This is a genomic window from Lentzea sp. NBRC 102530, from assembly GCF_030269365.1.
Classification (GTDB): Bacteria; Actinomycetota; Actinomycetes; order Mycobacteriales; family Pseudonocardiaceae; genus Lentzea.
In genome coordinates, this window is record NZ_BSTF01000009.1 from 262,762 (window position 1) to 279,128 (window position 16,367).

Here is a 16,367-nt window from a genome sequence, read left to right on the forward strand (position 1 = left end):
TCATGGCGCCTGCCGCGCAGGCCGCCTACCCGGCCGGGTTCAAGAGCGTCGGCTACATGCCGTCGTGGTCCGGCGATGTGAACACGCTTCCGTACAACAAGCTGACGCACATCAACTACTCGTTCGTGCTGCCGAACGGCAACGGCACGCTCCAGGGCGTGCCGGACCCCGGGAAGCTGCAGACGCTCGTGAGCCGCGGTCACGCCGCCGGCGTGAAGGTCTCGATCGCGATCGGTGGCTGGAACAACGGCAACGACTCGGCGTTCGAGCAGCTGGCCGGCAACGCCGGCGCGCGGACGACGTTCGTGAACAGCCTCATCAACCTCGTCAACCAGTACAACCTCGACGGCGTCGACATGGACTGGGAGTACCCGGACCCCGGCACGTCGGCGACGAACTACACGACGATGATGCGGCAGCTCGGCACCGAGCTGCACAACCGCGGCAAGCTCCTCACCGCCGCGGTCGTCAGCGAGGGCGGCACGGCCAACGGCGTCCAGCCCGAGGTCTTCGGCATCGTCGACTGGCTGAACATCATGGCCTACGACGGTGGCAGCCCCCACGCGAACTACGACTGGTCGATCAACTCGGTGAACTTCTGGAAGGGCCGCGGGCTTCCCGCGAGCAAGGCCGTTCTGGGCGTTCCGTTCTACAGCCGGCCGACCTACATCTCCTACCGCGACATCGTCGCGGCGGACCCGGCCAACGCCAACCGCGACACCTACAACGGCAACTCCTACAACGGCCTGCCGACGATCCGCCGCAAGACGCAGTGGGCGCTGGCGAATGCGGGCGGCATCATGAACTGGGAGCTCTCCCAGGACACGACCGGGAGCACCAGCCTGCTCAACGCCATCTGGGAGACCGCCGGCGGCGGTACCCAGAACCCGCCCACCGGTGGCACCATCACCGGCTTCGGCGGCAAGTGCGTCGACGTGGCGGCGGCGAGTTCCGCCAACGGCACCGCCGTGCAGCTCTACACGTGCAACGGCACCAACGCGCAGCAGTGGACCCGCAACGGCAACACGTTGCGCGCCTTGGGCAAGTGCCTCGACGCGTCCGGCACCGCCAACGGCGCCGTGACGCAGCTGTGGGACTGCACGGGTTCCGGCAACCAGAACTGGACGCTGGAGTCCAACGGCCAGCTGCGCAACGCGGCGTCAGGACGTTGTCTCGACGCCACCGGCAACAGCTCCGCCGACGGCACCCGGCTCCAGGTCTGGGACTGCTTCGCCAGCGCCAACCAGCGCTGGACCATCAACGCCTGATCTCAGGAACTTCAGGCCGATGACGCAGGCGATGATCCCGGTGAGGAACACGATCTTCCACGCGGAGACCACCTCCTCACCGGTGATCATCGCCCACGTCACCGTCAGCGCGGCACCGATGCCGACCCACACCGCGTAGGCGGTCCCGATGGGAATGCGTTTCATGCCGTAGGACAGCCCGATCATGCTCAGCACCATGGCGACCACGAAGAGCACATAGGCCTCTTTGGACAGAGCCGTCGCCCACACCGCTTCGAGCACCGCGCTTCCCAGCAACACGGCCCAGTACACCTAGCTCACCACCTTCAGGCCCACGACGCAGCCGACCAGGGCCGTCAACACGAGTGCGCGCTTGACGTCGAGCTCCTCCTCGCGGCGCAGCACCGCGACGAGCACCGTGAGCACGGCTCCCACGCCGACCCACACCGCGTACGCCGTGCCGACCGGGATCCCCCGCATCGCCCACGCGAGTCCGACGACGCTCAACGTCATGGACACGGCGAACACCACCACCGGCCAAGGCCGGCGGAAACCTTTCGACGCGGCCAAAGCCGTCGCCCACACGGCCTCCAGCACCCCGGAGGCGATCAGCACCACCCAGTACATTGGTACGACCGTACCAGAAAAACCGGCCACCGGCCGCTACGATCCCGTGACGTGGCTCCCAGCCTGGAAGACCTGCTGGTCGTAGGCGTCGCGTCCAGCGCCTTGTTCGACCTCACCGAGTCCGACGCCGTGTTCGCGTCCGAGGGCAAAGAGGCCTACCGGGCCCATCAGGAAGCGCACCTGGCCGACCCGTTCGCGCCCGGCGTCGCGTTCCCGTTCCTGCGCCGCCTGCTCGGCCTGAACGAGCTGGCGCCGCTGGTCGAGGTGATCGTGCTGTCGCGCAACTCCCCCGACACCGGCCTGCGGATCCTGCGGTCGGCCGCCCACCACGGCCTGAGGATCAGCAGGGCGATCTTCACCGAGGGCCGCGCGCCGCACGAGTTCATGCCGGCGCTGAACATGTCGCTCTTCCTGTCCGCCAACGAGAACGACGTCCGCAGGGCCACCCTCGCCGGGATGCCCGCCGGCCAGGTGCTCACGTCGTCGTTCCAGGACGACGACGATCCGGCGCTGCGGATCGCGTTCGACTTCGACGGCGTGCTGGCCGACGACGCGTCCGAACGCATCTACCAGGCGGGCGGGCTCGACGAGTTCCAGCAGCACGAGGCGTCGAACCTCGTCACGCCGCTGGACCCGGGGCCGTTGCGGAACTTCCTCGCGGGCGTGAACAGGATCCAGCGGGTGGCCGAGGACCGCGTGCGCGTGTCGGTGGTGACCGCGCGGTCGGCTCCGGCGCACGAGCGGGCGATCAACAGCCTCAAGGCGTGGGGGCTGACGGTGAACGACGCCTTCTTCTTGGGAGGCTTGAAGAAGGCGCCGATCCTGGACGTGCTGAAGCCGCACATCTTCTTCGACGACCAGCGCGGGCATCTGACGCGGACGGTGCCGTGCGTGCACGTGCCGTTCGGCGCGATCAACGAGAAGAGCCCGGCCACCGAGGGGTGACCGGGCTCTGTCCCAGCAGAACTACTTCGCGAGACCGTCCTCGATCGCCTTGATGATCGCGGGACGCAGCTCGGCGGCCGAGATGATCGCGTCGACCGCGCCCACCTCCACCGCGCGCTGCACGCTGTGCACGCGGTCGAACTCGGCGGCCATCTCGTTCAGCTTCTCGGTCCGCACGGACTGACGCGTCGAGGCGAGCTCGGCGGTCAGGGCCGCGCGTTCGGCACCGGAGGCCTCGGAGACCGCGGACTCCAGCTTCTTCACGCGCGGGTCGTTGGCCGTGCGGCCGTCGACCTCGCGGGCGAACACCACGGCCGCGGCGGGGGCGCCGCCGATGACCGAGGCGAAGGAGCCCTCGACCGCGAGCACGGTCATGGACGGGTTCAGGGCCTTCGAGAAGACCACGAACGCGCCGCCGTGGTAGCGCGAGATCACGGTGAAGACGATCGGGCCGCGGAAGTTGACGATCGCGCGGCCGATCTCGGCGCCGTACTCGAGCTGCAGTTCGCGCATCGACTCCGGGGAGCCGTCGAAGCCGGACAGGTTCGCCAGCACCACGAGAGGCCGGTTGCCGGAGGCCGCGTTGATGGCGCGGGCCGCCTTCTTCGACGACTTCGGGAACAACGTGCCGGCGGTGTAGGTGTCCGGGCCGTCGGTGGGCGGGAAGCCGGTGCGGGCGACGCCGCGCGACTCGACGCCCAGCAGCGTCACGGGGATGCCGCCGAGGTGCACGTCCTGGACGACGGCCGTGTCGGCGTCCGCCATGCCCGCCCAGCGCTCCAGCACCTCGTGGTCCTGGTCGGACAACGCGCGCATCACGGTGCGGATGTCGAACGGCTTCTTGCGGTCCGGGTTCGACTCCAGCGAGAAGATCTCGCCGACCGTGGTGAACGGGCTGTCGCCGACCACGTGCGGGAACGACGACACGTCGCGCGACGACGGGTCCGAAGTGGACACCCGGCGCGGGCCGGCCTCCCCGGGAGCGATGTAGCTGTGCTCGTAGTGGGCCAGCAGGACGTCGAACGCCGACCGCAGGTTCGGGGCCCAGTACTGCGCCTGGCCGTTCGGGCCCATGACGCGGTCGTAGCCGCCGATGCCGTAGTTGTCCTCCGCCGAGACACCGCCGGAGAAGTCCAGGGCCTGCTTGCCGGTCAGCACCATCGCCGAGTCCGGGGTCATGACCAGGATGCCCTTGGTGTGCATGAGCATCGTGGCCTCGGCGTTCCAGTACGGCTGGGCGCCGACGTTGATGCCGTTGACGACGACGTTGATCTCGCCACCGTCCTGCGTGAACTCGACGATCCGCTTGAGAGCGGCGGCCACCCAGTCCATGTTCTCGACACCGGAGCTCATCGAGATCTTCGCGCCGGACGAGAGCGAGAACCACTCCAGCGGCACGGACAACGACTCGGCCAGGTCGATCGCGTGGATCACCCGCGAGCACTCGGGCTCGGCCAGCGCGCCCAGTGACTTCGTCGGGTCGCCCAGCAGCACCACGCGCTTCATGCCCTCGGGGTACGCCGGGGTCGGCGTGGTCACCACACCGACGACGATGCCCGCCTTGTTGCCACCACGCGGGCGGTCGACCGGCACCAGGGCGCCGTCGACGAGGTCGTGCTCCACGAAGGACCCGCCGTCGCCGACGAGCATGTCGACCAGCTCGTACGGGTAGATCGTGCCGCGGGACTGCGCGCGCAGCACGTTCTGCCGGTAGTCGTCGAGCGGCTGGATCGGCTCGGTCGGCGGCTGCACGAACGAGAAGCGCACGCCGGCGCCCGCGTCGTTGGCGATCCGCACACCGATGTCGGAGAGCTCACCGGTCACCGGGTCGCGGCGGCGCGCCAGGAACAGGACCTCTTCCAGGTCGAGTCCGGCGGTCGTCGGCAGCACGCGCTGGCCGATCGCGTCCAGGTCCTTCGACCCGAGCTCGGTCGGCGGCCACGCGTAGAGCACCACGCGGTTCGTGGCGAGACGCGTGCGCCCACCGGACTGCGCCCGGGCCCGGCGGATGCCGTCCAGGCAGGTCGCCAGCACGTCCTCGGCGGCGGGCAGGGCGACGATGCGGCCCTCGTCGTCGCGCAACGGCGTCAGGTCGCGGACCTGACCCAGCGCGACGAGGCGCTCGTCGGACTTGTTCGCCTTGGCCACGGCGCGGAACAGGTACACGTCCTCGTCCACGGACTTGAGGCGCGTGAGGTCGAACTCGCGCAGCCGTTCGAGCTGCATGCGTTCGGCGATGCGCGGGTGGAGCCCGCGCACCAGCCTCTCCTCCGCGAACCCGTTGGAAGACGGGCGGAACGTGAAGTGGTGGTGCATCGACTCGCCGAGCCGGCCCGCCACCGTGGTGGTGACGCGGGTGATCGTCGGCGGCAGCTGGTGCGCCGCCAGCACCGACCCCAGGGCGGCCGCCATCTCGTCCTGGTCGGACGGTCCGCCGGTCCACTTGACGTAGAGGTCCGCGACGACGGCGCTGCCGCTGCCGTGCTTGACGACCTCGCCGACGGCCTCGGTCAGCGACGCGAACTCCACCGCGGTCGAGATCAGGCGGGTCTGCTCCGGCGCGTTCTCCGCGATGAAGAACGCGCCTTCGACGCGGGGGTTCTCCAGCGCCTTCTTGGTGTAGTAGCGGCGGGCCAGCACCTCCAGCAACGGGGTGTTGTCCGCGCCGGCCTTGCCGATGCGCTGACCGAGCAGGCGCACCAGCGGTTCGGCCGACGCCACCATCGCCACGATCCGCTCCTCGCGGTCGGCGGCGTCGGGCTGCCCGTCGAGGTAGATCAGGTGCTTGCGGACCTCGGTGTGCACGCGGGCACGGGTGCGGCGCACCAGCGGCTGCGCGAACCAGGTGAACACGACGCTGCGGGCGAGGTCGGCGACCGCCGGGTAGCGGACCTGCGTCGCGGCGATGATGTGCTCCAGCACCAGGCCGATCTGGACCCGCTCGGCCTCGACCGGCGGCGCCTCCTGCACCCACTGGCGCAGCAGGGTCGTCGCGACGGCCGCGTCGAACACACCGCGGCGCAGCGCCACGAAGATCCGGAAGACGGCCTGCTCCAGCTCCGGCGTGCGGTCGAGCTCGGTGATGCCGTAGTGGCCGATCACGTTCTGCAGGCGGGCCCGGAAGCCGTCCGGCAGCGCCGCGCGGTCCGCGTCCAGCGTCTTGAGGTAGGTGTGGAAGTGCTCGCGCGGAGAGTGGATGTGGTTCTCCGGCTTGGTCTCCTCACCGGCCGGGCGGTTGCGCGAGAGGTCGCACAGGTCGGCGAAGATGCCGAGCAGCTTCGCCTCCTGCACGAGCGGCCGCTCCGGCAGGTCCTGCCGCGCGTCCATGTAGTTCTTGAGGACGCGTTCGGTCTCGCCCGCGGTGGTGTCGAAGCCCAGCAGCAGGTTGCGCAGGTCGTCGACGCCCTCGGCGACGAGTTCCTCCGGCCGCACCCCGGTGCGCGGCGCGGGCAGTTCCAGCTCGACCGCGGACTCGGGCTTCGCGACCTCGGCGGCGCCGGCCTCGTCCTCGATCTCCTCCAGCTTGAGCAGCGCTCCACCGGCGGGGACCTGGGTGCCGACGACGACGTTGAGTTCCTTCAGGCGAGCACGGAACGGCGCGCGCAGCACCGTCTCCATCTTCATCGCCTCGAGCACCAGCACGGGTGCGCCGGCCTCGACCTCGGCACCGACCGCGAGCGGCGTGGCGACGACGAGCGCGGGCATCGGCGAGCGCAGGACACCGCCCTCGTCGCGGGTGACGCGGTGCGTGACGCCGTCGACCTCGACCTGGTGGACGGGGCCGTGCGTGCCGGTGACGACGCGGAACCGGCTGCCGTTGACGGTGATCTGGCCGACGTGGTGGTCGAACCGCTCGACGTCGACGTCCGCGGTCAGCACGGTCGCGGAGTCCGCGGCGGACACGCCGACGCGGTAGCTCGTGGCACCGACGCGGGCGACGTTCACGACGTAGGGCTGGCCGCGCAGCACGAACTCGAGCTTGACCGCGCCCTCGTGGTTCGTGCGCGGCTGACCGCCACGAGCGGAGGCGAGCAGCTCGGAGCGGTTGATCTGCTCCTCGTCCTCGTAGACCTCGATGCCGGCCGCGGCCAGCGCGATCGCGGAGTGGCGGTGCGAGATCAGGCCGCCGTCGGCACGCACGCGGTCGATCCACGACGTGTCGGCGCTGCCGTCGATCACGGCGGGCTCGTCGAGCAGGTCGAGCACGAAGCTCTTGTTGGTCGTGCCGCCCTCGATGATGACCGTGGTCTCGGCCATCGCGCGGCGCAGCTTGCCGAGCGCCTCGTCGCGGTCGCGGCCGTACGCGATGATCTTCGCGATCATCGAGTCGAAGTCGGCCGGGATCTGCGAGCCCTCGGCGACACCGGTGTCGACGCGGATACCGGGGCCTGCGGGCAGTTCGAGACGAACGATCGTGCCGGGGCACGGCGCGAAGTCGCGGTCCGGGTCCTCGGCGTTCAGGCGCGCCTCGACGGCGTGGCCGAGCTCGACGGGCTTCTCGCCCTCGAGCCTGCCGCCACCGGCGACGTGCAGCTGTGCCTTGACCAGGTCGAAGCTCGTGGTGATCTCGGTGATCGGGTGCTCGACCTGCAGGCGGGTGTTGACCTCGAGGAACGCGAAGAGCTTCTCACCGGGGTGGTAGAGGAACTCGACGGTGCACGCGCCGCGGTAGCCCACGGCGTTCGCGAGCCGTTCGGCCGAGGCCTTCAGCTCGTCGACCTGGTGCTGTTCCAGCACGCACGAGGCCGACTCCTCGATGATCTTCTGGTTGCGCCGCTGCACCGAGCAGTCGCGCACGCCGAGCGCCCACGCCGTGCCCTGGCCGTCGGCGATGACCTGCACCTCGACGTGCCGGGCGCCGGTGACGAGGCGCTCCAGGAACATCACGCCGGAGCCGAACGCGCGTGCGGCCTCCAGGCTGGTGCGCTCGAAGTTCTCCTCCATCTCCTCGGGAGACGTGATCTTCCGGATGCCGCGCCCGCCACCACCGGCGGTCGCCTTGAGCATCAACGGGTAGGTGACCTCCTCGGCCACCTTCAGGGCGTGCTCGAGGTTGTCGACGGCACCGCGCGACCACGGTGCGACCGGGACCCCGACCTCCTCGGCGATCAGCTTGGAGCCGATCTTGTCACCGAGTTTGCGCATGGCCTCGGCGGACGGGCCGACGAACGTGACGCCGACCTTCTCGCAGAGTTCGGCGAACTCGGGGATCTCGGCGACGAAGCCCCAGCCGACCCACGCGGCGTCGGCCTTCGTCTCGACGAGGGCGGTCTCGAGCACCTCCAGGTTGAGGTACGGACGATCCGCCGCCAGACCGAGGTTGTAGGCGAGGTCGGCTTCCCTCACGAAGGGGGCCGACTTGTCGACATCGGTGTACAGGGCAACGGTCTCGATCCGTTCCCCTGACTCGGCGGCGAGCTCACGGACGGCGTGGATCAGCCGCATTGCGGCTTCCCCGCGGTTGACGATCGCTACACGACTGAACAACGACTTGGCTCCTCGCGGACATACGACCTCAGCGGCAAACGCCGCCCAATCGGTGTACACACTCTCGTCTACTACCCGGTAGGAAAACCGCTAGATCGAAGCGAGTTGAGCAGCGTGGTTTGTATAGAACCAACAAGCCACCAGGTCTTCGGCACAGTCTCGCTTGAGCCCCGTGGCACAGCTCACCACGCGCGGTGGCGGAGCGCTCACGAGGGCGTTCGGGCGGGTCCTCCCCCGTGTCCGCTTCGGGAGGGGACCGCACGGCCCAAGATCAGGACTGGGGATCCCGATCACGGTCCCCGGCGAGTGGTGGAGGTCGGAGTCGAACCGACTGTGCGCGAGGCTCCCGTTTTACAGACGGGCGGGGCTCCACAGCCCCGTCTCCACCATTGTTCGATCACTTTTCGAGTGCACGAAAAAGCCGCCCTGCCCGTTCTGCACGGGAGGGCGGCTCTCGACGTCGGTGACGCGTCAGAGCGTCACGACGGAGAGCCTGAGCTGGGCGGATAGCTGCGATAGCGGCGCATGCGAACCACCTTGCCCGATCTGGTGAAAGCGTGCGAACGATTTATCGGGAAACGTGCTCGGCGGTTTGCGCGATATCCAGGCGTGCAGGTCGTGGGACGCACTCGGGAACTCGCCGCGGCACGGTCGTGGCTCGCCTCGGACACCGGACGGCTGGTGCTCTGCGGCGGCGAGCCGGGCATCGGCAAGACGCGCCTGGCCCAGGAACTCGCCGGGCACGCCCTGGCGCTGGGCCGCCAGGTGGTGTGGGGGCACTGCGTCGAGACCGCCGGGGCGCCGGCGTTCTGGCCGTGGCGGCAGGTGCTCAAGGCCGTGGGAGCCGACCCCGACGTGGTGCTCGCGCACGACGCCGAGGTGCCGCAGGACCGGTTCCGGGTGTTCGACGCCGTCGCGGCCGCGCTGGACCGCGACGGGCTGGTGGTCGTGGTCGAGGACGTGCACTGGGCCGACGAGGCGTCACTGCTGGTGCTCGCGCACCTCGCCACCCGGCCGCGCGGGCTGCTGTTCGCGACGTTCCGCGACCCGTGCCCCGCCGTCGCGGACCTGATGCGTTCGGCCGAGCGGATCGACCTGCACGGCCTGTCCGCCGACGACGTCGCGCGGCTCGCCGGGGACGAGCACGCGGCCACGATCATGGAGCTGACCGGCGGGAACCCGTTGTTCGTCACGGAGATCGCCCGCGCGATCTCCGACGGCACGTGGCGCGCGGACCAGCCACCGCGCAGCGTCCGCGACATCGTCACGGCCCGCCTCGCGCGGCTGCCCGCCGACGCCGGCGAGCTGGTCAGGACGGCGGCGCTGATCGGCCGCGACTTCGACCTCGACCTGGCGGCGGCGGCCTCGGGAGTGCCGATCAGCGCGCTGGACGAGGCGGGGACGCTCCTCGACGCGACCGGGCACCGGTTCGCGCACGCGCTGACCAGGGACGCCGTCGAGGCGTCCCTCTCCCCCGCCGAACGCCGCGCGCGGCACCGCCGGATCGCCGAGGAGATGGCGGACAGCACGCACTACGCCGACGTGGCCCGGCACTGGCAGGCGTGCGGTGAGAACGAGCAGGCCCGTGCGTGGACCATCCGGGCCGCGCGGGACGCCGTGACGCGCCTGGCCTACGAGGAGGGCGTGCGCCTCTACCGGGCGGCGGCCGCCCTCGGCGACAGCCACGAGGTCCAGGTGGCGCTGGGCCGGGCGGCCTACTTCGCCGGGGACCTCCCGGGGTGCGTCGCCGCCGCGCAACGCGCCGCCGAGCTCGCCGGGACGCCCGAGCAGGTCGCGGAGGCGGCGCTGGTCCTCGAGGCGGCGCCGGGCGCGGGCGTCAACGCGGTTGCGACCCCGTTGTGCGACCACGCGCTGAGCCAGGAGGTCAGCCCACCGACCAGGGCCCGCCTGCTCGCCCAGCGCAGCCACCTGGCGTTCTACCGGGGCGAACAGCACCGGCTCGACGCGCTGAGCCGGGAGGCGCTCGCCCTCGCCCGTGGCGACGACCGCGCGCTCGCGGAGGCGTTGCACGCGAGGCAGGAGGCGTGCCCCGGCCCTGCGGGGAGGGCCGAACGCCTCGAACTGGCCGCGGAGATGATCGCGCTCGCCCACCGCACGCACAGCCCGCGCGGCGCGATGTGGGGTTCGCTGTGGAGGGTCCACGCGTTGCTCGAGAGCGGCGAACTCGCGGCCGCACAGGAAGAGCTCCCGGCCCTCGCGAGAGCCTGCGAACGGGTCGGCGGCCAGGTTCCGTGGTGGCACCTCGACGTCGTGACGGCGTGCCTCGCGCAGGCGCAGGGCCGTTTCGCGGAGGCCAAGGCGACGGGCCGGCGCGCCTACGACCGGATGCGGGTGGTCGAACGCGAACCGGCCTCCGGCGCCTACTTCGCCCTCCAGTGCGGGCTCGCCTGCCACCTGACCCCCACCGAGGACGGTCTCGCGCTGGCCCGGCACTTCCACGACCCGCCCCCGCGGTTCCGGCTGATGTCGAAGCTCACCCGCGCGTTCCTCCTGCTGCGCGCGGGTCTGCGCGATGAGGCCCTGGAGTGCTACCGCGGCGCCGGACCGGTCGAGCAGTGGGACCTGCCCGCGTTCTTCGTGCTGCCGGGCCTGGTCGACGCCGTCCTCGTGACGTCGGGTCTCGGCCTCGCCGACGACCTGCGGCTCGTCCTGCCCCGGCTCGCGGAGTTCCGGGGCGAGCACGCGGCGGGCAACGGTGTCGCGTACATGGGTCCGGTGACGCTCGCGCTGGGCCGCGGCCACCTCGCCCTGGGGGAACACGACCAGGCCGTCACCGACCTCACCAGCGCCGCCGACGAGGCCTCACGCGCGGGCGCGCCCGCGTTCGCCGCCGAGGCGCGCTGGCACCTCGCGGCCGCGCTGCGCGCCGTGGGCCGGGACGCCGACGCCGTGCAACGCGCCGCCGACCACACGATCCGGTCGCTGGGCATGACCGCGTTCAGCACGACCGAACTCAGCAGCCGGGAGCACGAGGTAGCCACGCTCGTCGCCGAGGGTCTGACGAACCGCGAGATCGCCCGCCGGCTGGTGATCTCCGAACGCACCGCCCAGAACCACGTGCAACACGTCCTCACCAAGCTCGGCTTCCGCACCCGCAGCCAGATCGCGGCGTGGATGAGTACCGCACCGAGTACTCCGGCGGATGGCTGACCAGCGCGAACTCCCTACCTTCGGACGCAACGACCTGAAGGAGGACCCCATGTGGCTCACCATCGCGACCCCGCCGACCGACTCCCTCGACAAGCTCGACCAGGCGATGGGCGCGCTCGTCCCGGACGGCCTGCGCGCCCGCTACGCCTGCCGGGCGGACGGCGAGTTCCGGGTCATCGCCGTCTGGGAGTCGAAGGAGCACGCCGACCGCTTCTTCCGCGAGGTCCTCGGCCCGGTCCTGGCCCGCGTGCTCGGCCCCGAACCGGCCGGAGCGCCCACGATGACGGGCATGGAGGTGCTGCGGGAGTTCGTGCCGAGCCAAGTGAACGGTGTCAGTTGAGGACGGCGATCGACAGGTTCAGGGCCGCCGCGAAGCTCACCCACGCCAGGTAGGGCACGAGGAGCAGACCGGCGGCCTTGTTCCGCCTCCAGAACACCACGATCAGGACGGCGATCGAGGCCCACAGCACGATGATCTCGGCGAACGCCGGCCAGAACCAGCCCAGCCCGAAGAACAACGGCGTCCAGGCCGCGTTGAGCACCAGCTGCGCGCCGAACAACGTCAGCTCGCCCCGCGTCGCCCCGGACCGCCACGCGAGCCACCCGGCGGCCGCGATCATCACGTAGAGCGTCGTCCACACCGGACCGAACAACCACGCGGGCGGCGCCCAGGAGGGCTGCTCCAGCATCGCGTAGGTCGACCCGGCGGACACGGAGAACAGCGACCCCACCACGGCGGTGACCAGCACGGCCGCCGCGAAGAGCCCGAGGGCGCGGACCGGGTGCCGTTGGGAAACGAGCGTCATGGCACTCACATACCCGTTCAGCGGCCCGGCAATGCACGCACGATGCCGAGCACGGCCGCGCGACTGGGCCGCTCACCCTGCGCGGGCCCGAGCAGGGTGAGCTCGTCGACCAGCACGGCCTCGCGGATCGCCGCGTCGTGGCCCGGCAGCTCGGCGCGCAACGCCTCCACCAGCCGTCCGCGCAACGCCCGGCCCAGCGGGTCGTCGGTCGGCAGCAGCCGCCAGTGCGTGCTCAGGACACGGGATGCCACGTCCTCACCGCCGACCGCCCAGAGCAGGCGGATCATCCGGTCGGCGAGGCCCATGCGTCACACAGTGCGGTCCGGCGGTCGCGCTCGCAACCGCCGGACACGCCGACCGCCGCTACTTCTTCTTGCCGGTGAACAGCGCCTTCACCTGGTTGCCGCGCCTGCGCAGGCCCCACTTCGTCACGCGGATGAGTGCCTCGCGGACGATGTTGCCGCTCATCTTCGACTCGCCGAACTCGCGCTCGAGGAAGGTGATCGGCACCTCGCGGACCCGGAAGCCCAGCTCGATCGTGCGCCACAGCAGGTCGATCTGGAAGCAGTACCCGGCGGACGCGACCGAGGCGAGGTTCAGCTTGCGCAGGGTGTCCGCGCGAAACGCCCGGAAGCCGCCGGTCATGTCGCGCACGTTCGCGCCCAGCGCCAGCCGCGAGTAGAGCGATCCGCCCAGTGAGAGGAACTTGCGCTGCGCGGGCCAGTTCACGACCTCGCCACCCGGCACCCAGCGCGAGCCGAGCACGAGGTCGGCCTGCGGCAGCGCGTCGAGCAGCCGGTGCAGCTGCTCCGGCGCGTGCGACCCGTCGGCGTCCATCTCGCAGATGACGCCGTAGTCCCGCGCGAGAGCCCACTGGAAGCCCGCGACGTACGCGGCGCCCAGCCCGGCCTTCTCGGTGCGGTGCATCACGTGGACCCGGTCGTCAGCGGCCGCCATCTCGTCGGCGAGCTGGCCGGTGCCATCGGGGCTGCCGTCGTCGACGACCAGGACGTGCACGTCGGGCAGCGCCGCGTGCAGCCTCTTGACGATCTTTCCGATGTTGTCCCGCTCGTTGTAGGTCGGGATCACCACCAGCACCTGCCCGAGTTCCTGGTCAGGCTGCCGCGCCATTCGAGTCCTTCCGTCGTCGGGTGAAGCCCAGCGCCAACGCCACGAGGCCCGCAGCGGAAATCACCCACTCGGGCCAGGCTCCTAGCCAAGTCGCCAGCGTAGTCTGCGTCCGCAGCGGCAGTGTCGCGACCAGGGCACCCGGTTCGAAAAGCCCAGTCTTCTGAGTGACGGAACCGTCAGGTTGCACGATCCCGCTGACCCCGGAGGTGGCGGCCACGACCACCGCTCGCCCGTGCTCCACGGCCCTCACCCTGGACATGGAAAGCTGCTGGTAGGTCATCTCCGTGTACCCGAACGTGGCGTTGTTCGTCGGGATCGCGATGATCGTCGCGCCGGCCGTCACCGTGTCGCGCACCACTGAGTCGAACGCCACTTCGTAACACGTGTCAATCGCGACCTTCGCGGGCCCCATGACGAAACCCTCGGGGTCGGTGCCGGGCTGGAAGACGCCCGCCCGGTCCACGGTCGAGGAGAAGAGCCGGAAGAACGACCGCATCGGCATCGTCTCGCCGAACGGCTGGAGCTTGCGCTTGGTGTAGGTGTCCGTCGGCCCCTTCTCCGGGTCCCAGAGCACCACCTGGTTGCGCGGCAGCCCGTCGTTCTTGTCCACGACGACGGCGCCCACCGCGATCGGGGCCTTGATCGCCTTCGCGGCCTGGTCGATCCGCGCGGCGGCGTCGGGGTTGCGGAACGGGTCGATGTCGGAGGAGTTCTCCGGCCAGATGACGACGTCGGGCTGCTTCTGCTCGACCGCCTTCACGTCGTTCGCGAGCTCGATGGTCCGGTTGACGTGGTTGTCGAGCACCGCGCGGCGCTGGGAGTTGAAGTCGAGCCCGGCGCGCGGCACGTTGCCCTGGATCGCGGCGACGGTGACGGTCCCGGCGGAGGCGTCCACCCCCACGGGCACCACGAGCCCTGCCACGAGCGGTACGGCGACCAGCGGCAGGCCGAGCTTCCAGTTCCTGACCAGCCAGAACAGCCCGAACCCGGTGAGCACCACCCCGAACGTCAGCAGCGGCGCGCCGCCCAGCGACGCGAGCGGCAGGAACCACCCCTCCGGCTGCCCGAACGCGATCTTGCCCCAGGTGAACCCGCCGAACGGCACCAGCCCGCGCACCCACTCGTCGGCCACCCACAGGCACGCGGCCCACAGCGGCCACCCCGGCACGCGCGAGACGAACGCCATCGCGGCCGTGCCGAGCGAGATCATCAACGCGCACACGAGCGCCAGCGGCAGCCACGCGATGAGCCCGACGAACTCACCCGTCCACCGCAGCAACGGCACCATGAACCCGAGTCCGAACAGCAGCCCGTACCCGAACCCGGCGCGCGCACGCTTGTCGTAGATCACATGGGCGAGGAGCGCGAAGCCCACCGGCGCCAGGAACCACAGCGGCCGCGGCGGAAAGCTCAGGTAGACCAGCACACCGCCGACGACGGCGAGTGCCATGCGCGTGAGAACCGGAACGCTCAGCTTTCGCCTGCGCACGGGCGATTCCGGCGATTCCGGCGCGATGGGGGGTGCGACCACCCGATCAGCGTACGAGGCCAGGAGTACACAGAACGTCATGACCTACGTCGACCTGGTGCTCGAGCGACTGTCCACAGAAGACGAACGCGAGGCGTTGATCGGCGGCGACACCAGACTCACCCGCGCCCAGGCCCGTGACCTGCTGTTCCGGCTCGCCGACGGCCTCGTGCGCCGCGGCATCGGCCCCGGCGACGGCGTGGCGGCGTTCGTCGGCAACACCCCCGAGGCCGTCCTGCTCGGCGTCGCCGTGCACCTGCTCGGCGGCCGCCTCGTCCACGTGCCACCGGAGCCGGGCACGAACGAGCTGAAGGCGTTGCTCGAACGGGCCGAGGTGAAGGGCGTCGTGGTCGACCCGGCGTTCAGCGACCGGCTCGACGGCTGGGACCTGGACGACCTCCCCGGCGAGCCGGTCGAACGCACACCGGCGCCGAGCTTCACGACGGTCATGTACACCGGCGGCACCACCGGGCTGCCGAAGCTCGCGGTCCACCGCGCCGACCGCCGCTGGGAGGCGTTCCGGGGCATGCCGCCGATGAGCGTGCTGTGCACCACCCTGATCACCCACGGCAGCGGTGCCGCGGCCTGTCAGATGGCGCTGACCACCGGCTCGAAGCTGGTGCTGGGGCCGTCGGTGTTCGACGCGGGCACCTTCTGCCGCCTGGTCCGCGAGGAGCGGATCACCTCGACCGTGCTCGTGCCGCCGATGCTGTACGAGGTCCTCGACCACCCGGACCGCCCCGGACCGCAGTTCGGCGCCGTGATCGTGGGCGGGTCCGCGCTCGCCCCGCGCCGGCTGCGGCAGGCGATCGAGGCGTGGGGCCCGGTCGTGCACCAGACCTACGGCCTGACGGAGGCCCTCTCGATCACGACCATGCCCGCCACGTCCGTCGACTTCGACCGGCCGGACACGATGCGGACCGTCGGCAAGGTCAACCCCGCGCTGGAGGTCGAGACCCGCGACGGCGACATCTGGGTGCGCGGGCCGTTCGTCATGGAGGGCTATTGGGGCGAGCCGTCTCTGAGCGAGACGGCGGAGGGCTGGTTCAACACCGGCGACATGGGTTACTTCGACGACGAGGGCTACCTCTACCTCAACGACCGCAGCAAGGACGTCATCGTCACCGGCAGGACGTCCGACAACGTCTACTCCCGGCTGCTCGACGACTTCCTGGTGACGTTGCCCGGCATCAGGCAGGCCGCGGCCGTCGCGCAGCCCGACGAGGAGCTGGGCGAAGTGGTGCACGTTTTCCTGGTCGCCGAAGGACCGGATGTCGATGTCGACAGGATTCGTGCTTCGGTCGTGGCCGAACTGGGTGAGCTCTACCAGCCCAGCGGGGTGACGGTGGTGTCGAAACTTCCGCTGACGAGGATCGGAAAGGTCGACAAGCGCAAGCTTCGTTCCCTGTTTCGGTAAGGTCTGGC

General features: G+C 70.6%; 12 protein-coding genes and 1 tRNA gene. 5 read left to right on the top strand and 8 right to left on the bottom strand.

The features are described from left to right. The first annotated feature begins 2 nt into the window (after positions 1-2). Positions 3-1,268, top strand: a complete 1,266-nt coding sequence (locus tag QSK25_RS25085; protein ID WP_285641733.1) for a glycosyl hydrolase family 18 protein — start codon at positions 3-5, stop codon at positions 1,266-1,268. On the opposite strand, the gene QSK25_RS25090 is transcribed toward QSK25_RS25085, so the two are convergent. Both QSK25_RS25090 and QSK25_RS25095 read right to left on the bottom strand, forming a co-directional pair. Further along, positions 1,161-1,559 carry a DMT family transporter gene (locus QSK25_RS25090; RefSeq protein ID WP_285641734.1) on the bottom strand — a complete coding sequence of 133 codons (399 nt, stop codon included), beginning with the start codon at positions 1,557-1,559 and terminating at the stop codon, positions 1,161-1,163. The genes QSK25_RS25085 and QSK25_RS25090 overlap by 108 nt on opposite strands. Then, the gene (locus QSK25_RS25095; RefSeq protein WP_285641735.1) at positions 1,560-1,874 is read right to left on the bottom strand and encodes a DMT family transporter; all 315 of its coding nucleotides are present in this window, start codon (positions 1,872-1,874) and stop codon (positions 1,560-1,562) included. Positions 1,875-1,925: 51 nt separating this feature from the next. Between QSK25_RS25095 and QSK25_RS25100 the strand changes: the two genes are divergently transcribed. Continuing rightward, positions 1,926-2,819 carry a 5'-nucleotidase gene (locus tag QSK25_RS25100; protein WP_285641736.1) on the top strand — a complete coding sequence of 298 codons (894 nt, stop codon included), beginning with the start codon at positions 1,926-1,928 and terminating at the stop codon, positions 2,817-2,819. A gap of 21 nt (positions 2,820-2,840) precedes the next feature. Here QSK25_RS25100 and QSK25_RS25105 read toward each other — a convergent pair whose 3' ends face one another. Continuing rightward, positions 2,841-8,306 (bottom strand): ATP-binding protein, encoded by a 5,466-nt coding sequence (locus QSK25_RS25105; protein WP_285641737.1) that lies wholly within the window; start codon positions 8,304-8,306, stop codon positions 2,841-2,843. A 307-nt stretch (positions 8,307-8,613) separates the two neighbouring features. After that, positions 8,614-8,694 (bottom strand) — tRNA-Tyr (locus tag QSK25_RS25110). A gap of 230 nt (positions 8,695-8,924) precedes the next feature. On the opposite strand from QSK25_RS25110, the gene QSK25_RS25115 reads away from it, so the two are divergent. Further along, positions 8,925-11,477 carry an ATP-binding protein gene (locus QSK25_RS25115; RefSeq protein WP_285641738.1) on the top strand — a complete coding sequence of 851 codons (2,553 nt, stop codon included), beginning with the start codon at positions 8,925-8,927 and terminating at the stop codon, positions 11,475-11,477. 49 nt (positions 11,478-11,526) lie between these two features. Beyond that, on the top strand, positions 11,527-11,817 hold the full coding sequence (locus tag QSK25_RS25120; RefSeq protein WP_285641740.1) for a hypothetical protein: 291 nt from the start codon (positions 11,527-11,529) through the stop codon (positions 11,815-11,817). Here the strand turns inward: QSK25_RS25120 and QSK25_RS25125 are convergent. The 4 genes from QSK25_RS25125 to lnt are packed head-to-tail and all read right to left on the bottom strand — an operon-like array spanning position 11,810 to position 14,945. Beyond that, the gene (locus QSK25_RS25125; protein ID WP_285641742.1) at positions 11,810-12,283 is read right to left on the bottom strand and encodes a TspO/MBR family protein; all 474 of its coding nucleotides are present in this window, start codon (positions 12,281-12,283) and stop codon (positions 11,810-11,812) included. The genes QSK25_RS25120 and QSK25_RS25125 overlap by 8 nt on opposite strands. Positions 12,284-12,300: 17 nt before the next feature. Then, positions 12,301-12,588 (bottom strand): hypothetical protein, encoded by a 288-nt coding sequence (locus tag QSK25_RS25130; protein ID WP_285641743.1) that lies wholly within the window; start codon positions 12,586-12,588, stop codon positions 12,301-12,303. A 58-nt stretch (positions 12,589-12,646) separates the two neighbouring features. Next, entirely contained in the window at positions 12,647-13,414 is a 768-nt protein-coding gene (locus tag QSK25_RS25135; RefSeq protein WP_285641744.1) for a polyprenol monophosphomannose synthase, read from the bottom strand. Next, a complete protein-coding gene (gene lnt / locus QSK25_RS25140) occupies positions 13,398-14,945 on the bottom strand; it encodes an apolipoprotein N-acyltransferase (protein WP_285641745.1) in 1,548 nt (515 codons plus the stop codon). The genes QSK25_RS25135 and lnt overlap by 17 nt, the downstream gene beginning before the upstream one ends. A 37-nt stretch (positions 14,946-14,982) precedes the next feature. Between lnt and QSK25_RS25145 the strand changes: the two genes are divergently transcribed. Continuing rightward, positions 14,983-16,359 (top strand): class I adenylate-forming enzyme family protein, encoded by a 1,377-nt coding sequence (locus QSK25_RS25145; protein WP_285641746.1) that lies wholly within the window; start codon positions 14,983-14,985, stop codon positions 16,357-16,359. Positions 16,360-16,367 lie beyond the last annotated feature (8 nt).